15 protein-coding genes are annotated in these 17,964 nt (G+C 45.2%); 5 read left to right on the top strand and 10 right to left on the bottom strand.

Annotated elements, in window-relative coordinates:
- Positions 1-105 precede the first annotated feature (105 nt).
- Positions 106-435, bottom strand: a complete 330-nt coding sequence (locus RH949_RS09675) for a hypothetical protein (RefSeq protein WP_446352716.1) — start codon at positions 433-435, stop codon at positions 106-108.
- A 337-nt stretch (positions 436-772) separates the two neighbouring features.
- Between RH949_RS09675 and RH949_RS09680 the strand changes: the two genes are divergently transcribed.
- Positions 773-937, top strand: a complete 165-nt coding sequence (locus tag RH949_RS09680; protein ID WP_446352718.1) for a hypothetical protein — start codon at positions 773-775, stop codon at positions 935-937.
- A 42-nt stretch (positions 938-979) separates the two neighbouring features.
- On the opposite strand, the gene RH949_RS09685 is transcribed toward RH949_RS09680, so the two are convergent.
- From RH949_RS09685 to RH949_RS09720, 8 genes are all read right to left on the bottom strand, one after another.
- On the bottom strand, positions 980-2,182 hold the full coding sequence (locus tag RH949_RS09685; RefSeq protein WP_446352720.1) for a hypothetical protein: 1,203 nt from the start codon (positions 2,180-2,182) through the stop codon (positions 980-982).
- Positions 2,182-3,792 carry a tetratricopeptide repeat protein gene (locus RH949_RS09690; protein ID WP_446352722.1) on the bottom strand — a complete coding sequence of 537 codons (1,611 nt, stop codon included), beginning with the start codon at positions 3,790-3,792 and terminating at the stop codon, positions 2,182-2,184. The genes RH949_RS09685 and RH949_RS09690 overlap by 1 nt, the downstream gene beginning before the upstream one ends.
- A 130-nt stretch (positions 3,793-3,922) precedes the next feature.
- A complete protein-coding gene (locus tag RH949_RS09695; RefSeq protein ID WP_446352724.1) occupies positions 3,923-5,182 on the bottom strand; it encodes a retropepsin-like aspartic protease family protein in 1,260 nt (419 codons plus the stop codon).
- A gap of 204 nt (positions 5,183-5,386) precedes the next feature.
- Positions 5,387-6,103 carry a Uma2 family endonuclease gene (locus tag RH949_RS09700; RefSeq protein WP_446352726.1) on the bottom strand — a complete coding sequence of 239 codons (717 nt, stop codon included), beginning with the start codon at positions 6,101-6,103 and terminating at the stop codon, positions 5,387-5,389.
- 277 nt (positions 6,104-6,380) lie between these two features.
- Positions 6,381-6,593, bottom strand: coding sequence for a hypothetical protein (locus tag RH949_RS09705; protein ID WP_446352728.1), 213 nt, complete (start codon positions 6,591-6,593; stop codon positions 6,381-6,383).
- 198 nt (positions 6,594-6,791) lie between these two features.
- Complete coding sequence (locus RH949_RS09710) at positions 6,792-7,487, bottom strand: hypothetical protein (RefSeq protein WP_446352730.1); 696 nt, start codon at positions 7,485-7,487, stop codon at positions 6,792-6,794.
- A gap of 413 nt (positions 7,488-7,900) precedes the next feature.
- Positions 7,901-8,500, bottom strand: coding sequence for a hypothetical protein (locus RH949_RS09715; RefSeq protein WP_446352732.1), 600 nt, complete (start codon positions 8,498-8,500; stop codon positions 7,901-7,903).
- Between the two features lie 169 nt (positions 8,501-8,669).
- On the bottom strand, positions 8,670-10,139 hold the full coding sequence (locus RH949_RS09720) for an ankyrin repeat domain-containing protein (RefSeq protein WP_446352734.1): 1,470 nt from the start codon (positions 10,137-10,139) through the stop codon (positions 8,670-8,672).
- Between the two features lie 130 nt (positions 10,140-10,269).
- Between RH949_RS09720 and RH949_RS09725 the strand changes: the two genes are divergently transcribed.
- The 3 genes from RH949_RS09725 (at position 10,270) to RH949_RS09735 (ending at position 13,219) form a co-directional block, all read left to right on the top strand.
- Positions 10,270-10,740: a DUF4079 domain-containing protein gene (locus RH949_RS09725; protein WP_006098591.1), complete on the top strand. Its 471-nt coding sequence runs from the start codon at positions 10,270-10,272 to the stop codon at positions 10,738-10,740.
- Between the two features lie 164 nt (positions 10,741-10,904).
- Complete coding sequence (locus RH949_RS09730; RefSeq protein WP_446352737.1) at positions 10,905-12,245, top strand: aromatic ring-hydroxylating dioxygenase subunit alpha; 1,341 nt, start codon at positions 10,905-10,907, stop codon at positions 12,243-12,245.
- 488 nt (positions 12,246-12,733) lie between these two features.
- Complete coding sequence (locus RH949_RS09735; RefSeq protein ID WP_006098637.1) at positions 12,734-13,219, top strand: sterol desaturase family protein; 486 nt, start codon at positions 12,734-12,736, stop codon at positions 13,217-13,219.
- 168 nt (positions 13,220-13,387) lie between these two features.
- On the opposite strand, the gene RH949_RS09740 is transcribed toward RH949_RS09735, so the two are convergent.
- Positions 13,388-16,333 (bottom strand): GAF domain-containing sensor histidine kinase, encoded by a 2,946-nt coding sequence (locus RH949_RS09740; RefSeq protein ID WP_446352739.1) that lies wholly within the window; start codon positions 16,331-16,333, stop codon positions 13,388-13,390.
- Between the two features lie 515 nt (positions 16,334-16,848).
- Between RH949_RS09740 and RH949_RS09745 the strand changes: the two genes are divergently transcribed.
- Positions 16,849-17,733, top strand: a complete 885-nt coding sequence (locus RH949_RS09745) for an alpha/beta fold hydrolase (protein ID WP_446352741.1) — start codon at positions 16,849-16,851, stop codon at positions 17,731-17,733.
- The last annotated feature ends 231 nt before the right edge of the window (positions 17,734-17,964 follow it).

Consider the following 17,964-nt stretch of genomic DNA (forward strand, 5'->3'; position numbering starts at 1 on the left):
AAGGCTCTTTTAATTTCTTTGGTCTCTTTTGTCTGATTGATAAAATTAGCCAATTCATCTATAATGTTCATCTTTTGTCTTTTTACTAGGGATGTGTTATTACTATTATATCTGTTGCGACCTATTTAGGGCTGCTATATTGTCAGAAGCAGCAATTATATTGGATAGCGCTTCAGCCTTATAGCGATCGCTTTCTATGGTTGGTATAATCTCAAGTGCCTGCTCTAATTTTTTGATGGATTGTTGTTCTGTTTCCAGCATCGAACCTTGACTAAAAATGCTTTGAACTATACCGTTAATGACAGCATCAGATTCTGTATCCAAGTCTGTTTTTGCGGTTGTTTGGCTAGTAACAGTTTGTTCAGCTTCTCCAGACTGACTCGCTTCTGGTTTCACCACTCCATTCCCCGTAGATGGCGTGGGTTCCGAAGACATTGCAGTGGTACTCAGAACCCTGGGAGACATCAGAGAAGACAGAAGGGTTATCAAGACAGTCAGGCAAATGCTTTGATAGTTCATAAATCTTAACCAAAATGTTCTATAGGGATTTCCAGTTTGATGGGGTACATCGGTAAGGGCGCAAGCCTTGCGCCCCTAAGCTTGGGTTGACCTCATACACCTGGGAACCGCTCTATAATCTATATACTGCTGAAGGTGCAGGAGGTATGCAAAACAACAACCTAGTACGGAAATCTACCCCAAACTCAGGACACTGGGAAACGCGGCTAGACTCACGTTCAACGGGTTAAGCTGTCATGCATTTAAATTGGGAATGGGTAGCGAGCAAGATGCTCAATGCAGCGAGCAAGATGCTCAATGCAGCGAGCAAGATGCTCAATGCAGCGAGCAAGATGCTCAATGCAGCGAGCAAGATGCTCGCACTACGGCAAAAATTTCTCCATTATTGACATTATGGTTTAAATGCCGAACAGCTTAACACCCCCAAAGAGTGTCGCACTCCCACACAGGCTATCGGTATCTATTGCCTATTGCCCGTTTTAGCTATAACTTGCCAGATAATCCGCACAATTTTTAGCCAAACCAGAGAGAGGAAGAGAGTGGTACTCGCATAGGCGAAGAATAACCAGGGATAGAAAGAATTTTGATTCCCATTGTTGACCCCATGCCAGTACATTTGATCTAAAATATTGGAACCAAACAATGTGATATATAACCACGGTATCCACCGACTCAAGGATGTACCGAGATGGGCTAACTTAGCCTCCTGTTTAAGTCGCTGGGCTAATGTGTTCAACGTATTCCAGATTCCCCAAAGGCTATAAAATGGAATCGCAAAGCGAGCAACCGCTCCCCAAGGCGTGATCGGATAGTCAGGTTCGTGACTTCTAAGATACGCATGAACACGATGCAGCCAAACCAAACTCAGAAGAAAGATAATGGTATAAGTCCAATCACTGATTAATTCTAGAGGGTTCCAGAACCCGTCAATGAAAATTACCAGGCGGTGAATTAAATAGATGAGGATGCCTGTGGTATCGGCTACATCCAATAGGTCATAAATATAGTAAGATGTTGCCCAAACTACGGCGTAAATTACAAAGAAGCTATTGAAACAAATCTCTAACCCTATAACAGCGATTAAAACGCGACTTATCTGTTTGGGAATAGGGATTTTTGGGCGTTTATATTTTGATTTAGGGCTGGCTTTGCTGAGAGAATTGGCGATTTCAGGGGTTTGATACATCTGTGCCGTAACCACTGTCGTATCAGATAGGTTCACGTTTGGGGTTTCTAGTTTTCCATCAACGTGATTTTGATGGGTTGTTTTCTCGGTGTGTTCTATGTTTTGATCAAATTCCCCTGGACAAATTACTAACATTGAGTTAGATTCCTCTGGCGGAGAATGGTTGAGAATAGGTTGAGGTGACTCATCTAAATTCAACTCCTGACTCCAGGTGGGAAAATCGAGATGGGTTTGTTTGCCATAAATTGTTACCGTTTTGATAGAGTCTGGCTGCAACTTTTTCAACCCCTGATGTACAAACTTAACCATTGCAGGTTGAGACAGCACTTGGGAAGATTCCAGCATAATCCGTAGGCAATTCACTTTGATATTAGCTTTAACCGTGATGCCTTTTGGGGCAAGAGAACGGTTGAGTAGAAAAGCAATAGCTTGAGCATCTCCACCCTTGGCTCGTTCTATGTAATTGAGCTGATTCATTAGCGTTCTAATCGACGTAATAAGTTATCTCGATTTGTGATAGCTGCTTTGTAGTTAGGATAGAGTTGAATCGCTGTATTGTAAGCCGCTAATGCTTCTTGGTACTGTCCCTTTCGTTCAAGTAAACGTCCTCGATTATACCAAGCCACAGGAATGTTAGCGATTTGAATGGCTTTTTGATAAGATTTGAGTGCTTCATCATGCCGTTGCAAGCTTTCTAAGACCAGACCTCGATTATTCCATGCCCAACTATCGTAAGGGTCAATTTTTAGAGCTTGGTTGTATGACTCTAATGCTTCTTCATATTGTTGCAATTTACCTAGTAAAACTCCTCGAGTGTACCAAGCTGCACCTGAATTTGGCTCGTATTGAATAGCTTTATCACAGGACGCCTTTGCTTCCTCAAATTGTTGCATTTTTTCTAAAACCAAGGCTCGATTAAACCAAGCATTAGAGTAATCGGGTTTAAGTTTAACAGCTCTATTATAAGATTTAAGGGCTGCGTGATACCGTTTAAGCTCTACCAAGACAAGCCCTCGGTTAGACCACGCTTGCGGGAAATCAGGGTTTAATTGAACCGCTTTTTCACAAGCTACCAGCGCTTCATGATTTCGGTTTAACGTCAATAATGCTCCACATTTATCTTTCCATCCTTCAGCAAAATTACGATTGATTTTTAGTGCTTTTTTCGCCGCGACTAGCGCTTCCTCAAAACGCTCTACTCGTCTCAAGGTTAAACTAAGACCACTCCAGGACTTCACGTCATTTGGGTTAAGTTTTAACGCCTGGTCATAGGCTGCAAGTGCTTCAGGATAGTATTCCAGTTCGGATAGAATTTGACCTAAATTGTACCAGGCTTGATAATTCTGGGGATTAGCTTGTACGGCTTGTTTAGCTGCCGCGATTTCTGGTTCGTACTGGGGTGACTCCTCTGACGTTAGGCTTAACTGAGATTGAGTCATTTGAGGAGACTGAATTGTTGCCACTTTATCGATAATTTTGGGGGTGACATAACTGAGGCTGACTAAACTAATAGCCGTCAAAGTTATGAGTGCTGAAAGTTTGACTGGATTAAACGGGGTATAGAGTTTTCGGATTAAGTGGCTAAGTCTTCCCGGAGGATTTTTTTTAGGAGAGATAGGAATGACTAATTCAAATTCTTGATGCCAATCGGGAATATCATCGTTAACCTGTTTTCCATACACCTTGACTCGCTCAATGGATTTAACCTCTAAACGGATTAAGCCTTGATGAATCACCTTAGCTAAATTCAGGCTTGGCACTTGATTTGATGTCAGCATTACCTGCAAGCACCCTTTCTCTAAAGCCACTTTAGCGGTAATTCCTTTGGGCTTCAAAGAACGGTTAATTAATCTAGCGATCGCGTGGGGATTGCCTTGTTGGGCAATGTCTTTCAATCTGGGTTTGGCGTCGATTGGATTAGGTTGGTTTTTCGGTGTGAGATTTTTCATCAACAGAATGGATAGAACAACTCCTATAATCACCATTAAAAGGGCAAGAATAATACTCACAGGATGATTAATAAATACCAATGTAGTGTAAGTTCCATGAATAAGTGTCGCTGAACCCCAAGCCCCTGGGAGCCACATTATTTTATTATCGTGAGCATGAAATGTCTAGTAGTTGGGCTTGATCAGGATTGTTCTGTGAATGGAGTAAGGGTATTTTATGTAGGGGATTGTGTGGCGCGATCGCGCAGATTCAACACAACCCCTAATCCTAATTGCTGTAACGTTGACGCCGAAATTCAATCACGTTTTTCTTGACGGTAACATCATAACCCTCAAAAAAGTCTTGTCCCAGCAATCCAATGGTTTGAGCCGGAGGTGCAACCGATACCACCACATCCGTTTTTACCCGACTACTGATTTTCTGAGATTCCACTAAAGCCACAGGTAACGTAACGACTGAACCATCAGCAATTTTAACTTTATTGGTTCCCATCAAGGGTACGTCTAATTGCTTTGCCATCTCCTGAGTAATCAGCGTACTTGTCGCCCCCGTATCAAAAATCATGTCAAATTTTTGATTGCTGTTAAACGCGACTTCAATAACAGGTGTTTCATGATCCCGGCGCTTAATCGGGACAGAGAAAAAGGCGGGTGTCGTGTCAAGTTGACACGATTTAGCTGACTTTAATTTCGTTGTGGCTTTCACTCCCGGCTGACGACGAAATTCCACCACAGTCTCTTTAATAATCACATCGTAGCCTTTCAAGAAATCATGTCCTAACAATCCCATCTCCAATTCTGGCGGTGCGATCGCGACAGGCAGATCTCTGAGAACACGACCATCAATTTCTTTAGATTTAACCTGACTAACCGGGAGCAGAACCACGGAACCATCGGCAATTGTGGCTAAATCCATGCCAACAACGGGTAAGTTTAATGCGGTAGCTATTGACTCAGTAATCAGAGTTTTACTAGCACCCGTATCGAGCATCATGTTAAACCGATACTGATCATTGAATGTCACTTCAATGACGGGAATCCCTCCAATTCGGTGTTGAATTGGCGCAAAGAAAAAATGAGGATTGGTGTTACTTGAACAAGATTTAGACGGTGGGGGTGCGGCTTTGGCTTGGGTGACGGCGAGATACCCTTGATATTCTTTCAGCTTTGTTTGAGCCGCCCCATAGTCTGGGCTAGAGGCGGGTACAGCCTTTAATAATCGAATCGCTTCTTGCCAACGGCTTGTAGCTAATACCCAATCCTCGCGCACAAATGCTTGTTCCCCAATCACCGTGGCACCTGTGACTGTATCCAAGGCTTGTTGATAAAAATTAGGGGATTTTGCCGTCGCTGGGGATGGCGAGGGCTGAGGGGTTGAGGAGGTGTTCTCTGGTGCGGATTGAGATGGAGTATTGGCAGCTTCGCTAGTTGAAATAATCGGATTATGATTACTACAGGCAACTGTACCGAGTGCCAAGAGGCTGGATAAAATAACTAACGTACTCTGGCGGAGAGAAACTTGACTCATGATTGATGATCCTCAGTCTTCGCGTTCTAATCCTCTATACTTCTGAGGCATCAATTGCTATGCACAAGTTGAGCGGTTCGTCGTTAGGACTTTAACCTAATGTGGGCGAGTTTTCGGTATGTAAGGTGGGCATTGCCCACCCTACTAAGTTTTGTCAATCGTTCTTAAACTTACACAATGTAAATTTGTCTTAGCGGATCACACTTACAATTGTTCTGGGTCAATTCCTCTAGCTCGTAGTTTCTCCATCAACGCTTGATAGCGCTGTTGTTCTTGTTCCAGTTCAGCCATTGCTTCCTCGGCGCGTTGACGTTCTGCTTCTGCCCGTTGACGTTCCTGTTCTCTGAGATAATCGAGTTCAACTGGGGTAAGAAATCGTTGTCCATCGGGGCGATAAATAACCAGGGTATCAGGGGTGAGTTCAAACCGGATTCCTAATCGTGGACTGACCCATCCATTCATATCTTCAATGGGGTCTAACCATTCTCCAGATCGCAATAAGCCAGTTAATTCGATGTCATCTGGATCATAAATGTAATATTCCTCAACACCGTAACGTTGATAGAATAAGAGTTTTTCTGCCATCTTTTTGGCACGGTTCCCTGGCGATAGAATCTCAAAGACAACTTGGGGGGTAATATTATCTTCTCGCCATTGCTGATAGGAACCTCTGTCACCTTTCGGTCTACCGAAGACAACCATCACATCAGGGGCTTGGCACGTTTTCGGTTTTCCCTGAATGGGATACCAAAGTAAATCGCCAGCTACGAATACATCAGCATTAGCAGCAAATAATATTTCTATATTTTCCTTAACGGTAACAATCCAGCGAAATTGTTTTGTGTTGTCTGCCATCGGTTGACCATCGCTGTCGGGGTAGATAATATCGGTGGTTGAGTCAGTTTGCAATTGTTGGATCATATCACTGAGTACATTGAGTTGGGTTAATTTAGCAGGACTTACGCAGCTACACCATATATATATTGGTTAAGGTGCGTTACGCTACGCTAACACACCCTACATCTAGAGCCTTTGCGTAAGTCCTATTTAGGAAGGAAAAATCGTGTTAATTCATTTATTTTTATGCCATAACGTAGGGGCGCACCGACGTGCGCCCTACTGACGTGCGCCAAACAAACTATGCCCAAAGGCTTGCGCTCAGAAATGTCGCCAATTCTATGGCACTATTGTAGCTTTATTACTTTGAGCAAACAAACTTGAGTGAGGCTTCTTCCGGAGAACCTGAATTGGGTACACCTCCTCTGCCATCTTCTCCATAGTTATAATCTTCAAGCGTTTGTCCGTCGGCATCCAGAAACCGCTCAAAACGCACTTGATAAATCTGATTCTGGCAATCCACCGCAATATAGTATGTAGTGCTGTATACTTCTTGCCCAGGTACGACATTCATTCTGGGTTGTTCGTGGATAAGTCATATCGATAGCCGCTTAAGGGTTTCTACCTGTTTATACATCTGACGGGAAGATGCTATGCACTAATAGTAGAGGGCGACCCAATTCCATTGAGTAGACTGGTATTTTTCATTAATCTAAGCGGGTCGCCCCTACAGTTGGTTAATCGGCTCTTATTTAATATTGAAAAAACAAGATTAACCCGAACAAAACTGCTGGCGAGTTATCTCAAGAAAATCAGTCAACGCCATTGACGGATTCTCTACACTGTACGCCTGTTGCAACACATCTGCCCACATCTGACGAGTGGCAAAATACTCAGCTTTAGCATAAGCTATCGCCTCGGCTGACGCTCCTTCTTCTTGCAATTGTGCCTCTATGATCATCAACTCAGAGGAAATGCGATCGCGTGTCTGTCGATCCACCATCTGAAAGGCGAGTCGGTAAAGGGGAACAGAATCCTCGTTAAATAATACCCAATAGTAACGCTCTCCCGGTTGCAGCGCTTCCCCATCATACAAAAGCGTAGTCTCAGATGAACTCACGGGTTTACTCCACACTACATCCTGAGTAACATGATGCCACAGTTCAAATTTGCCAATCTGTTCTCCCTGTTTAACTTGCCACATAAATAATGGGCGATTACTCCAAACTAAGGGAATGGCTAAGGGATTATAGGCGGGAGAAATTGGACAAACTGGACCCCGACTTCCTCCCGTTCTTCCCCGCGCTGGGGGTTCAGGGGTATTGTCGGATGATGAGTCAGTTTGATATAACTCTGACCAGGGTAAGGGTTGACTTTGAGCTAGGGTTATCCTGGGTAGAAATAGCTGATATCCAACCAGGCAACTGGTTAATGTGATTGACAATAAACCTAGTTTGTCCTTTGTCATTCGTCATTTGTCCTTTGTTATTTATCAGTTCCCCATTCTGTCATTCTGAATAGAGTTGTTTCCCCTGCTGTCATTCTAAATGGAGCCATTTCCACTTCTGTCATTCTGAATGGAGCGAAGCGGAATGAAGAATCTCTCCCAAGGCTGATGCCTTTTCCTCTCTCTAGCTTGCACTCAACAACATGAGAGGCTTCGCTCCCGTTCATTGCCTGATAATTTAATAGGATTATATCATCTCCCCAAGAAGCGATCGCGTCCCATTCACCACGCTCCCGATGTCATTGGAGAATGAAGCGAAGCATAAGGAATAATCTCTCCAGATACCGACGCCTTTTTCTCACTCTAGCTGGACTTTAAGCTACACTATTTGCGGCTTATTGGTAGGATATAAATCCCCAAAGCCGCCCCAGGAATCAAACAAGGTAACAAGATAGCACTGGTAATATAAAGCTGTAAACTAATCCCGTGATAAACCTGTGCAGGTGGAATAGAAAAGTCAATGATGGGATGGAACCACATTTGACCAAATTGGTACGAAAATCCGGTAATTGACTGACGTTGCGATCGCGACGGTAGATGCTATGATAACTTCTGAGCAGAATACGCGCCTGCTGAATTTCGCGATCGGTTAGGTGATGAAAATCCCGATAGATGCGCGAGAGTTGATTGGGTGTCGTATCGTTTAAAATTGCCCAATCACTAATTAAATACACTCCTTGTTCCAGGAGAAAACGATTCAATTCCCGATGCTGTTTCAGTTCAATTTGTCGGGAAACAAAGCAGCGCAAGCAGAGTTGGGCTAGGGTGGAAAATTCGGGATAATCTGTTGATTCCTCACCGCGACTCCATTGGATTAATTGGCGCTGAATTGGTTTGTCTGGAACATTTCCCTCAGAGACGAATTGGGGAAATTGAGTTTGGCAGAACGTTTTCGCGGCTGGGATAACCTCTCGTGTACATCCAGCGATGGGATCTAAACGAATCAGCGTCCAGTATAGCGATGGCGCACTCATGATTTATTCGTCATTCGTCATTTGTCGAATATTTCTTGCACTTTATCAGGGCGGGTTTTGCAGCCAAGCTAGGGATAACAACCAATATTAGTCCCTAAACCCGCCCCTACTCTTCCCCATCTGACACACCGAGCAAAGTCGAGGTGTTCCCCATCTCCCTTATCCCTTTCTACTCAGCCGCCCCTGCTGCTTTCAGAATACCCACGACTTCCGGATACCCATTAAATTCAGCAATCATCATCGCTGTATAGCCCCCCCGATTTTTGAGGGTGACATCTGCACCTGCATCTAATAAACATTTCACGGCGGGAATATAACCCCGATGGGCTGCCCACATTAAGGCTGTCGCCCCAGCACTATCTCGCTGATTCACATCAACCCCGGCTGCTAATAATGAGCGTATCAGTTCACTATCCCCTTGGTCAGCCACCTTCATTAACAGGGTTTTCCCTTTTATATCGGTCATATTGGCATTTGCTCCCGCTTTGAGCAATACCGTTACCATTTCGGGATACCCCTGAGATAGGGCAAGGGTGAGTGGAGTTTCGCCTTGATTGCTGGCATTTACGTTAGCGCCATGTTGCACTAGCGCGATCGCAATCTCTGTGTGACCATGTAAAGCGGCTAGCATCAGTGGGGTGTCACCGAGCTTATTTTTCAGGTCTACGTTAGCATTACGCGGGAGTAACGCCTCCACAACCGCAGCATGACCTTCTACCGAGGCTAAATGTAAGGCTGTCTCCCCATCCGCATCCTGGAGATTAATCTCTGCCCCCGCCTCCAGTAATACCCACACAATGTCACAATGACCCCCGGCTGCTGCCGCCATTAGCGCCGTTCCCCCCCTGGGATTGGGGTGATTGACATCCGCACCCCCTGCGACTAAAGCTTGAACCACCAACCTATGCCCTTGATCCGCCGCTAACGTCAGCGCCGTTTCACCATCCTCATCTTGCAAATTGACATCAGCACCATGCGCCAACAATGACTGAATAATCGGTAAATAACCTAACTCCGCCGCCTGGATGAGTGCGGTTCTGCCATCAATGTTGCGAGTATTGGCATCAAACCCACCCTCCAGCAATCGGTTCACCATCTGAGTATGACCCTCACTCGCCGCCAGCAGCAATGCCTCTGAACTGAGTGTGCCATCTGCCCCAGCTTCGAGTAAGATGTTGACAATTTGAACATGACCACTTTCCGCCGCTAGCTTTAGGGCGTTATCGTTATCTTTATCTTGGATATTGACATCGGCACCTGCTTGTAGTAAGCGTTGCACCAACTGGAGATGACCTTTATGTGCCGCCACCATCAGCGCCGTGCTACTATCTTCATTCTTGGCGTTAACATCAGCACCTGCGGCAATTAGCGTTTCCACTGCATCCACCTGATTCGCGGCGACGGCTAGCATGAGTGCGGTTAAACTGTACCGTTTTCGCGGCAGGTTAACATTAGCACCTGTGGCAATGAGCGATCGCACGATTTCGGTATAACCCCGTTGAGCGGCGATCATCAATGCTGTTGTGCCATCGCGATCAGTCGCATCGATATTCACCCCCTGACTCAGTAGGGCTTGGATTTGGGTCAAGTTACCACTTTGGGCGGCTTTCAGCAGTAAGCCATCAGTGTTTTGGATCATCGCTGTTGTCTAATTGCAGGGGAAATCTACCTCTTGGGAGGGAAGCCAGTTTCGTTATCAGACTTTAGACGAAACCGCAGCTATGCTATGTTAACTTTTGTCACTATATTAAAATTGCTCCAAGAAGCTTATGAACTTCGACATCCCAGAACCGATTAAAGTTTACTCTCAATTCTTTCACCCTATAGTGATGTGGCTCTTGCTGGCAACTGCCATTTATGCCCTGTATCTGGGGATCAAAATTCAACAGACGAGAACGGCAGAAGGTGAACTCCGAAAAGAGCTAGTCAAGGGCAAATACAATATCAAACACCATCAAATTGGTTCAGCCCTGTTAGCCTTTATGGTGATTAGTACCGTTGGGGCAATGGCGGTGACTTATATCAACAACGGCAAGTTGTTTTTCGGTCCCCACTTGCTGGTTGGCTTAAGTATGACTGCCATCATTGCCACCTCAGCGTCTCTGACACCCTTCATGCAAAAAGGACATAATTGGGCACGTTATAGCCATATTGCCCTGAATGCAGGGCTTTTAGGACTGTTTGGCTGGCAAGCGGTGACGGGAATGCAGATTGTGCAGAAGATTATCAGCAAAATGTAATATCGCAAAAGGCAGAGGGCACAAGGGAAGGAACAAGGGAATGATAACTCTTGAAGCGGACATGATATGACCCCTCCCTAGCCCTCCCCTGCAAGGGGAGGGAAGCGGAATATATTTTTTATGATGAAACAAGGAGCCTTTGAGAATACCCTATTGCCTAACTCATGACCAATTCCTTCGATCACACAGAAGCCTGGTATCCCGTTCATTACCTTAAGGATTTAGATCAGTCTCAACCCACGCAATTCACGCTGCTGGGTCGAGATTTAGTGATCTGGTGGGACAAGGTTGCCGATCGCTGGCGTGTCTTTGACGATCAATGTCCCCATCGACTCGCACCTCTGTCACAAGGTAGGATTGCTGAAGATGGACTGCTGGAATGTCCCTATCATGGTTGGGCATTCACCGGAGCAGGAACGTGCGATCGCATTCCGCAACAAACCGAAGACAGTAGCGCCCAAACCTCTCAACGCGCCTGTGTTACAGCCTTACCCACGACTGAATGTCAAGGGCTATTATTTGTTTATCCCGGCAACCCAGAAAACGCGCCCAATGTCAAGGTTCCCATCGTCGAACCCTTAGATGATTCCCCGGAGGGATGGGTTTGTATCGACACGTTTCGGGACTTACCCTATGATGCCTTAACATTACTGGAAAACGTCCTAGATGTGAGCCATGTTCCCTTTACCCACCACCGCTCGGTGAGCGATCGCGCCTACGCCAGTCCGGTTGAGCTAGAGGTCACGGAATCCGGGAAACAAGGGTTTAAAGGGGTTTGGGAACAAGGACCCCGTAAAGGAACCCTAGGACGCCAAGACACCACATTTATTGCCCCCACATTAATGTGGCATGACCTCACCTCGAAACAATTTGGCAGAACCATGACGGTGGTGTACGCAACGCCGATTCGCAAGGGAGAATGTCGCATATTTGCTCGTTTTCCCTTTAAATTTGCGTCTAAACTCCCCGGTTTCTTTATTAAACTCACGCCTCGATGGTACTCTCACATTGGGCAGAATGGGGTTTTGGAAGATGACCAAATTTTTCTCCATTATCAGGAACATTACCTGGAATCCAAAGGCGGAAGTGCCAATTTCAGCAAAGCGTTTTACCTACCCACTAAAGCTGATCGGTTTGTGTTTGAGTTGCGCCAGTGGGTGAATCAGTACAATGCAGACCCATTTACAGACCAACCCTTACCTCCCCGATTATCACAGGAGACTTTACTAGACCGCTATCACTCTCATACGGTTAAGTGTAAAAGTTGTAGCACTGCCTTGGTGAGAATTCGCCAGATTCGGAGATGGGTTGCGGTTGTAGGGGCAATGGCTTGGGCGATTATCCCGTTACTGGCACTATTTTTTGACAAAACGGCAACGGTAGCCGCCATTGTCTCCAGTGGAGTCGCGTTAATTGCTGGCTTCGGCTGGTTCGGATTGGGTAGGCTGGAACGGCGATTCTACGAAGGGCGAACGATTCCACCCCGGAATTTAGCACAGGGGTAGGGGAGATGGGGGAGATGGGGAACACCTCGACTTCGCTCGGTGTGTCAGATGGGGAACACCTCGACTTCGCTCGGTGTGTCAGATGGGGGAGAGTAGGGGCGGGTTTAGGGACTAATATTGGTTGTTATCCTTAGCTTGGCTGCAAAACCCGCCCTGTGTGTAGGGGCGGGTTTTACCATTACAGCAGTTTGCTCTGCTATGCGGTACATTGTCGATCCCCCTAAATCCCCCTTAAAAAGGGGGACTTTGATCTACTTACTGTACTTCATGACAGCGCGAAGCGCTGTAACATTTGCTTGTCACCCTGATATAACTAAACCCGCCCCGATTAGAGTGCTTTTCGGGAAGCGAGTATAACAAAAGACATAAGACATAAGACGTAGCTTGCTTCTCGATGAAAGCGAGTATGACGAATGACAAATGACCGATAATATACTGATAAGCAAATTATCGCTCAATGAATTAGTCGAACGTGTGAGGAAAAAGAGTTGATTAGCCCAATCATCTGTTTTGTTCTGGCATTTGTCCTCGCTTCTTTCGTGGAGTATTGGATGCATCGCTTGATGCACGCGAATGCCCGCATTGGTGAACGTCACCGGGATCATCACCGCCGCAATGAAGGACAGGGGGTGCTGTGGGAGTTCCGGGATTATGTGCGGGGTAGCTTTATTGTTATGTGCCTCCTATTTTTCTATTCGTGGCAAGTTGGACTCGGTTGGTTCCTGGGTGGACTTTTTTATGCTGCCTTTTCTGCTTATGCCCATCAGCTACAGCACGAAAATCCAACCAAGTGTTTCTGGATGAAAATGCCTGTTCACTATGTCCACCACAAATATCAAATGTGGCATCACAATTTTGGTTTAGCTGTTGATTGGTGGGATCGGGTTTTCGGAACGTATAAGTCTGTGGAATGGCTAACTGATGAGGAATTGCAGCAACCTGAACGCGGGTATTTACAACTGCGCTGGCGGTAAAGGTGTAGGGGAAGCAGGGGAAGCAATGTAGAGACGTAGCATGCTACGTCTGGAAGCTAGGGGAGCTGGGGGAGCTGGGGGAGCTGGGGAAGCTAGAGGAGCCAACGAATGACAAATGACGTAGCTTGCTTCTCGCTAAAGCGAGTATGACCAATGACCAATGACAAATCACAATGGAATTTTTACAATAAATTCGGTACCTTGTCCAAGAGTCGAAGTGCAATAAATTTGCCCTTGGTGTTTTTCGACGACAATCTGATGACTAATCGATAATCCTAATCCTGTACCACTACCGACAGGCTTGGTAGTAAAAAATGGATCAAATATTTTCGGCATAATATCTTCGTTGATACCTGAACCATTGTCGGTAATTCGGATAACAATAAAGTCTGTTTCCGGTTGTCCATTGTTCGTTATTTTCTGTTGTTTCCCTGTATCGACTTCAGTAGAGATAGTAATTATTCGTGGTGATGATTTGTTCTCCAAAGCATCGATCGCATTATTCAAGATATTCATAAATACCTGATTTAATTGACTGGCATAACAGGTGACTAATGGGAGTTGAGTATAGTGTTTAATTACCTGAATCCCTTGGGCATTACCCGCTGCCTTGAATCGATGCTGTAAAATTAAAAGGGTATTATCAATCCCTTCATGAATATCAACTTTCTTGATTTCTTTTTCATCCAAGCGGGAGAAGTTTCTTAACGAGAGAACAATGGCACGGATGCGATCAGTGCCAATTTGCATGGATTTGAGCAAATTTTGCCAATCGTCGAGCAGAAAGTCTAGATCAATTTCTTCAATCAGTTGTTGAAGTTCTGCGGTGGGAGTGGGGTAGGTCTTTTGATAAGTTTGAATCAAACGAACTAAATCTTGAACATATTCCTTAGCAGGAGTCAAATTACCGTAAATAAAACTAACCGGATTGTTAATTTCGTGTGCCACACCAGCAACCATTTGCCCAAGACTGGACATTTTTTCGCTATGAACCAATTGGGCTTGGGTGCGTTTGAGTTGATTTAAAGTGAGTTCTAGATCTAACGCTTGTTCCTGAGTTTTCTGTAATAATTGTGCTTGCTGTACGGCGACGCCAAACTGAGTGGCTATTTGCACCACGACACTGATTTCCGATTTTCGCCAAGCGCGAGGACTGGAATTTTGATAGGTAGCAAGTAATCCCCAAAGTTTTTTACCACAAAATATGGGAGCAATAATGTAGGATCGGGCTTGAAATTGTTCCAGTAGTTCGATATAACAGGGAGTAAATCCAGCGTTATAAATATCTTCGACAACTCGATAACTTGCACCTTGGCTGTAAGCACCACCTTGAGTATCTTTTAGATAGGTATCCTGTAGCGAGTTATCCAATTGGGGATTGGTAATTTTAACGTTTGGATGAGAATAGGGCGGATAAATTTGGGGATGGAAACTTGAAATAGAGAGGTTTTCTGCGCCATCCAAGGTTTTGATAGTACAATTTTCTGATTCTAGGGCATCGGCTTTGAGATCCGGGTTATTTTGCTGTTCAAGGGTTAACGTCACCCAGCCATCCGCCACAGACTCGGCGACAAACTCGCCACTCCAATCCGGATTGAACCGATAGATGGCGACGCGATCGCACCTCAAGACATGGCGCAATTCTTCTGTTGTCGCTGTGAATATCTTGTCAATATCTAGGGTTTGACGCATCCGTTGCAAAACTGTCGCGATCGCCCTCTCCCGCACCGCACTCTCCCGTAAGGCTTCCTCTGTGCGTTTGCGTTCAATGGCTGTGGCAATGATATTGGCAATGGCTTGCAAAAAGTAAATATCATCATCGGTGAATTGGCGTTTTTGGGTGGTATGAACCGCTAATACGCCAAAGGGTTGATTTTGACCGGGAATTCTCGTACTCATCCCACTGACAATCCCATGATCCTGGAGTAAAGGTGAACCCTGAAACCGTGTCTCTGTGGGTAAGTCTGTGACAATAATCGGTTCCCAACAGACCAAACTATAACCGAATTGAGATTCTTTTCCAGCACTCACTGTAGCTTGACCCACTAATCCCGCTTGCCAACCGAATCCGGCTACAAGAAGCAATTCCTCACCATTGGGTAAACGTTGCAGAATTTGGCAATAGTCTACATTCAACGTTTGGGAAACTAGAGTGACTGTCCAATCCATTAAGAGTGATAAATCTGCCTCAATTAATGCCTCTTGACCCAGTTGCGCGATCGCGGCGTCTTGGCGTTGGCGAATCCGTAGCGCTGCTTCGGCTTGTTTGCGTGGGGTAATATCGGTCACCCGTACCAGATGCATTGGCTGACCTGCCACATCAATTTGTCGAATGGCTAAGTTACCCCAAAATACGTTACCTTTTTTACTGACATATTCTAACTCTTGCTGCCAAAAGCCGTAGCGCTTAACCTGATTGGCGATAGAACGGAGTTGTCCGGTCGTAAATCTTTTTTTTTGGAGAAGATGCCCCTCGGTATTGAGTAATTCTTGCTTACTTTGGGCTTCAAAGAGTTCCACAGCACGGTGATTGCAATCGGAAATGACCAGAGTTTCTGCATTGACCAGAAAAATGCCATCAGCCGATTCATTAAATATCGATTCAAATAAGTCCTTAGTACGAGCATTTTCTTGGACTGTGCTAAATGACTGGGAGGTTGACTTTCTTAGCCAACGTGTGATCAAAATGATCATCCATGTCGTGCTCACGAATAGTCCTAGACATAAACTAATCGTCGTGCGCGTGTTAATAGCGTTATGCTGAAAAAATTTGTTGGTTTTAGCTAAAATTACATGACTAGAGGAATTGCCGATAAAATTTATAATGTTCGAGTTGACTGGATCGGGTTGTATAGTTGGTCGATTGGGTAAACTGATTGGACTGAGATGAGACGTCGCTGATTCAGGGGCGAAGGATGGCTGAACGCGATCGCTAATTTCGTAAGCTAATTGAGAAGCTACCCCATGGAAAGCTTGTCCATTGCTGAACGTCAAATATCCCACTGACCCTACCATTGCGGCAATTGGCACAACAAGGAGGATAATCAGGATGCTTCCCAGGGACGTTTGCCTCAACTCCTGGGCAATCAGGTGGTATATTGTTTTGATATACATAGGAGGTGCATAGATAATCAAAACCCTACTTCAGACTAACATCCCCTAGAGTGTCAGTTCGTATTCAGGATTGCTGTAGCCATTAGCACCAGACAGGCTAACAGAGTAATTAGGTAGGGATAATTAAAGTTAACGGTGGGGATTATCATTCGTAATACTCGCTTCCCGAAAAGAAGCAAGCTACGTCTTATGTAAGGGTTTGAGGCGTGTTGACAAAATTCAATCTAGTTAAGTTTATTTCCACTAACCTATTTATTTGAATCAAATGTATTTTAGTAAACCACTGTAATTTTATGCTCGATAAATTTTAAGTTTTACTTTTATGATAGTTATTGCAATCGCCATAGCTGTTAGGATACATCCGCACCATTGTAGAGACGTTGCATGTAACGTCTCTACTTGGACTTCTACCGATGAATGCAAAATTAAACAAGACTTGATATAATTTCAAATATTTGTTCCTAAACCCGCCCACCCATTGAGCCTAGTGTTGGGTCGAAACTCACTTTCACTTCATGTTTGCCAATTTCCTTCCCGCCCAAATCCAGCAGCTTACTGAGTCTACCTCAATTGCCCTTGCTCAGGCGATCGCACGCCAAGATATTCTCACACCCCTGAACCCCCAACCCATTGCCACCACTTATGTTCATCAGGGAAAAGGGGGAACACCCATCCTGTTATTACATGGCTTTGATAGTTCCATCTTTGAATTCCGCCGCCTGTTTCCCAAATTAGCTGAACACCAGGAAACATGGGCGGTAGATTTATTGGGATTTGGCTTTACGAATCGGATATCTGAGATCACGTTTAGCGCCAGCGCCATCACCACTCATCTTTATTATTTCTGGAAAACCCAAATAGAAGTCCCCGTAATTCTAGTTGGGGCGTCGATGGGAGGGGCGGCGGCGATTGATTTCACCTTAACCTATCCCCAAGCCGTGAAAAAGCTGGTATTGCTGGATAGTGCAGGTTTCACCAGTCCCCCGCCTCTTGGCAAATTCCTGTTTCCCCCCTTGGATTATTGGGCGGTTGAGTTTTTGCGGCGTCCCAAGGTGCGGGAAAATATTAGTAAGAACGCCTATTGTGATCCCAGATTTGTTTCTGTTGATGCTTTACTTTGTGCTGCGCTGCATCTAGAAATGCCGGGATGGCATCAGGCATTAATTTCATTTACCAAAAGTGGGGGATATCCGCCGTTTGGTCAAAAACTTACCCAAGTTCAGCAGCCGACGTTGATTTTATGGGGGAAAGATGACCGAATTTTGGGAACAAAATATGCTCACAAGTTTGAAGCGGCTATTCCTAATTCTCAACTACTATGGATTGATGACTGTGGTCATGTCCCGCACCTAGAAAAGCCGGAAATAACGGCAGAATACATACAGCAGTTTGGCGAGTAATATAGTAACCGCCATAGTGAGTAGGGGCTTGGTAACCAAGCCCGTACATTTTTACAGCGCAAAGCGCTGTAATAAAGTACAGTAGATCAAAGTCCCCCTTTTTAAGGGGGATTTAGGGGGATCGACAATGTACCGCATAGCAGAGCAAACTTAGCAGAGCAAACTGCTGTATTAGGGGTGAGAAAGCCGGACATCATATAAATTTATGGGTGAGGCAGGGCGGGTTTTGTT

Source organism: Coleofasciculus sp. A1-SPW-01, from assembly GCF_040217205.1.
In the GTDB taxonomy this organism is placed as follows: Bacteria; Cyanobacteriota; Cyanobacteriia; order Cyanobacteriales; family Coleofasciculaceae; genus Coleofasciculus; species Coleofasciculus chthonoplastes_A.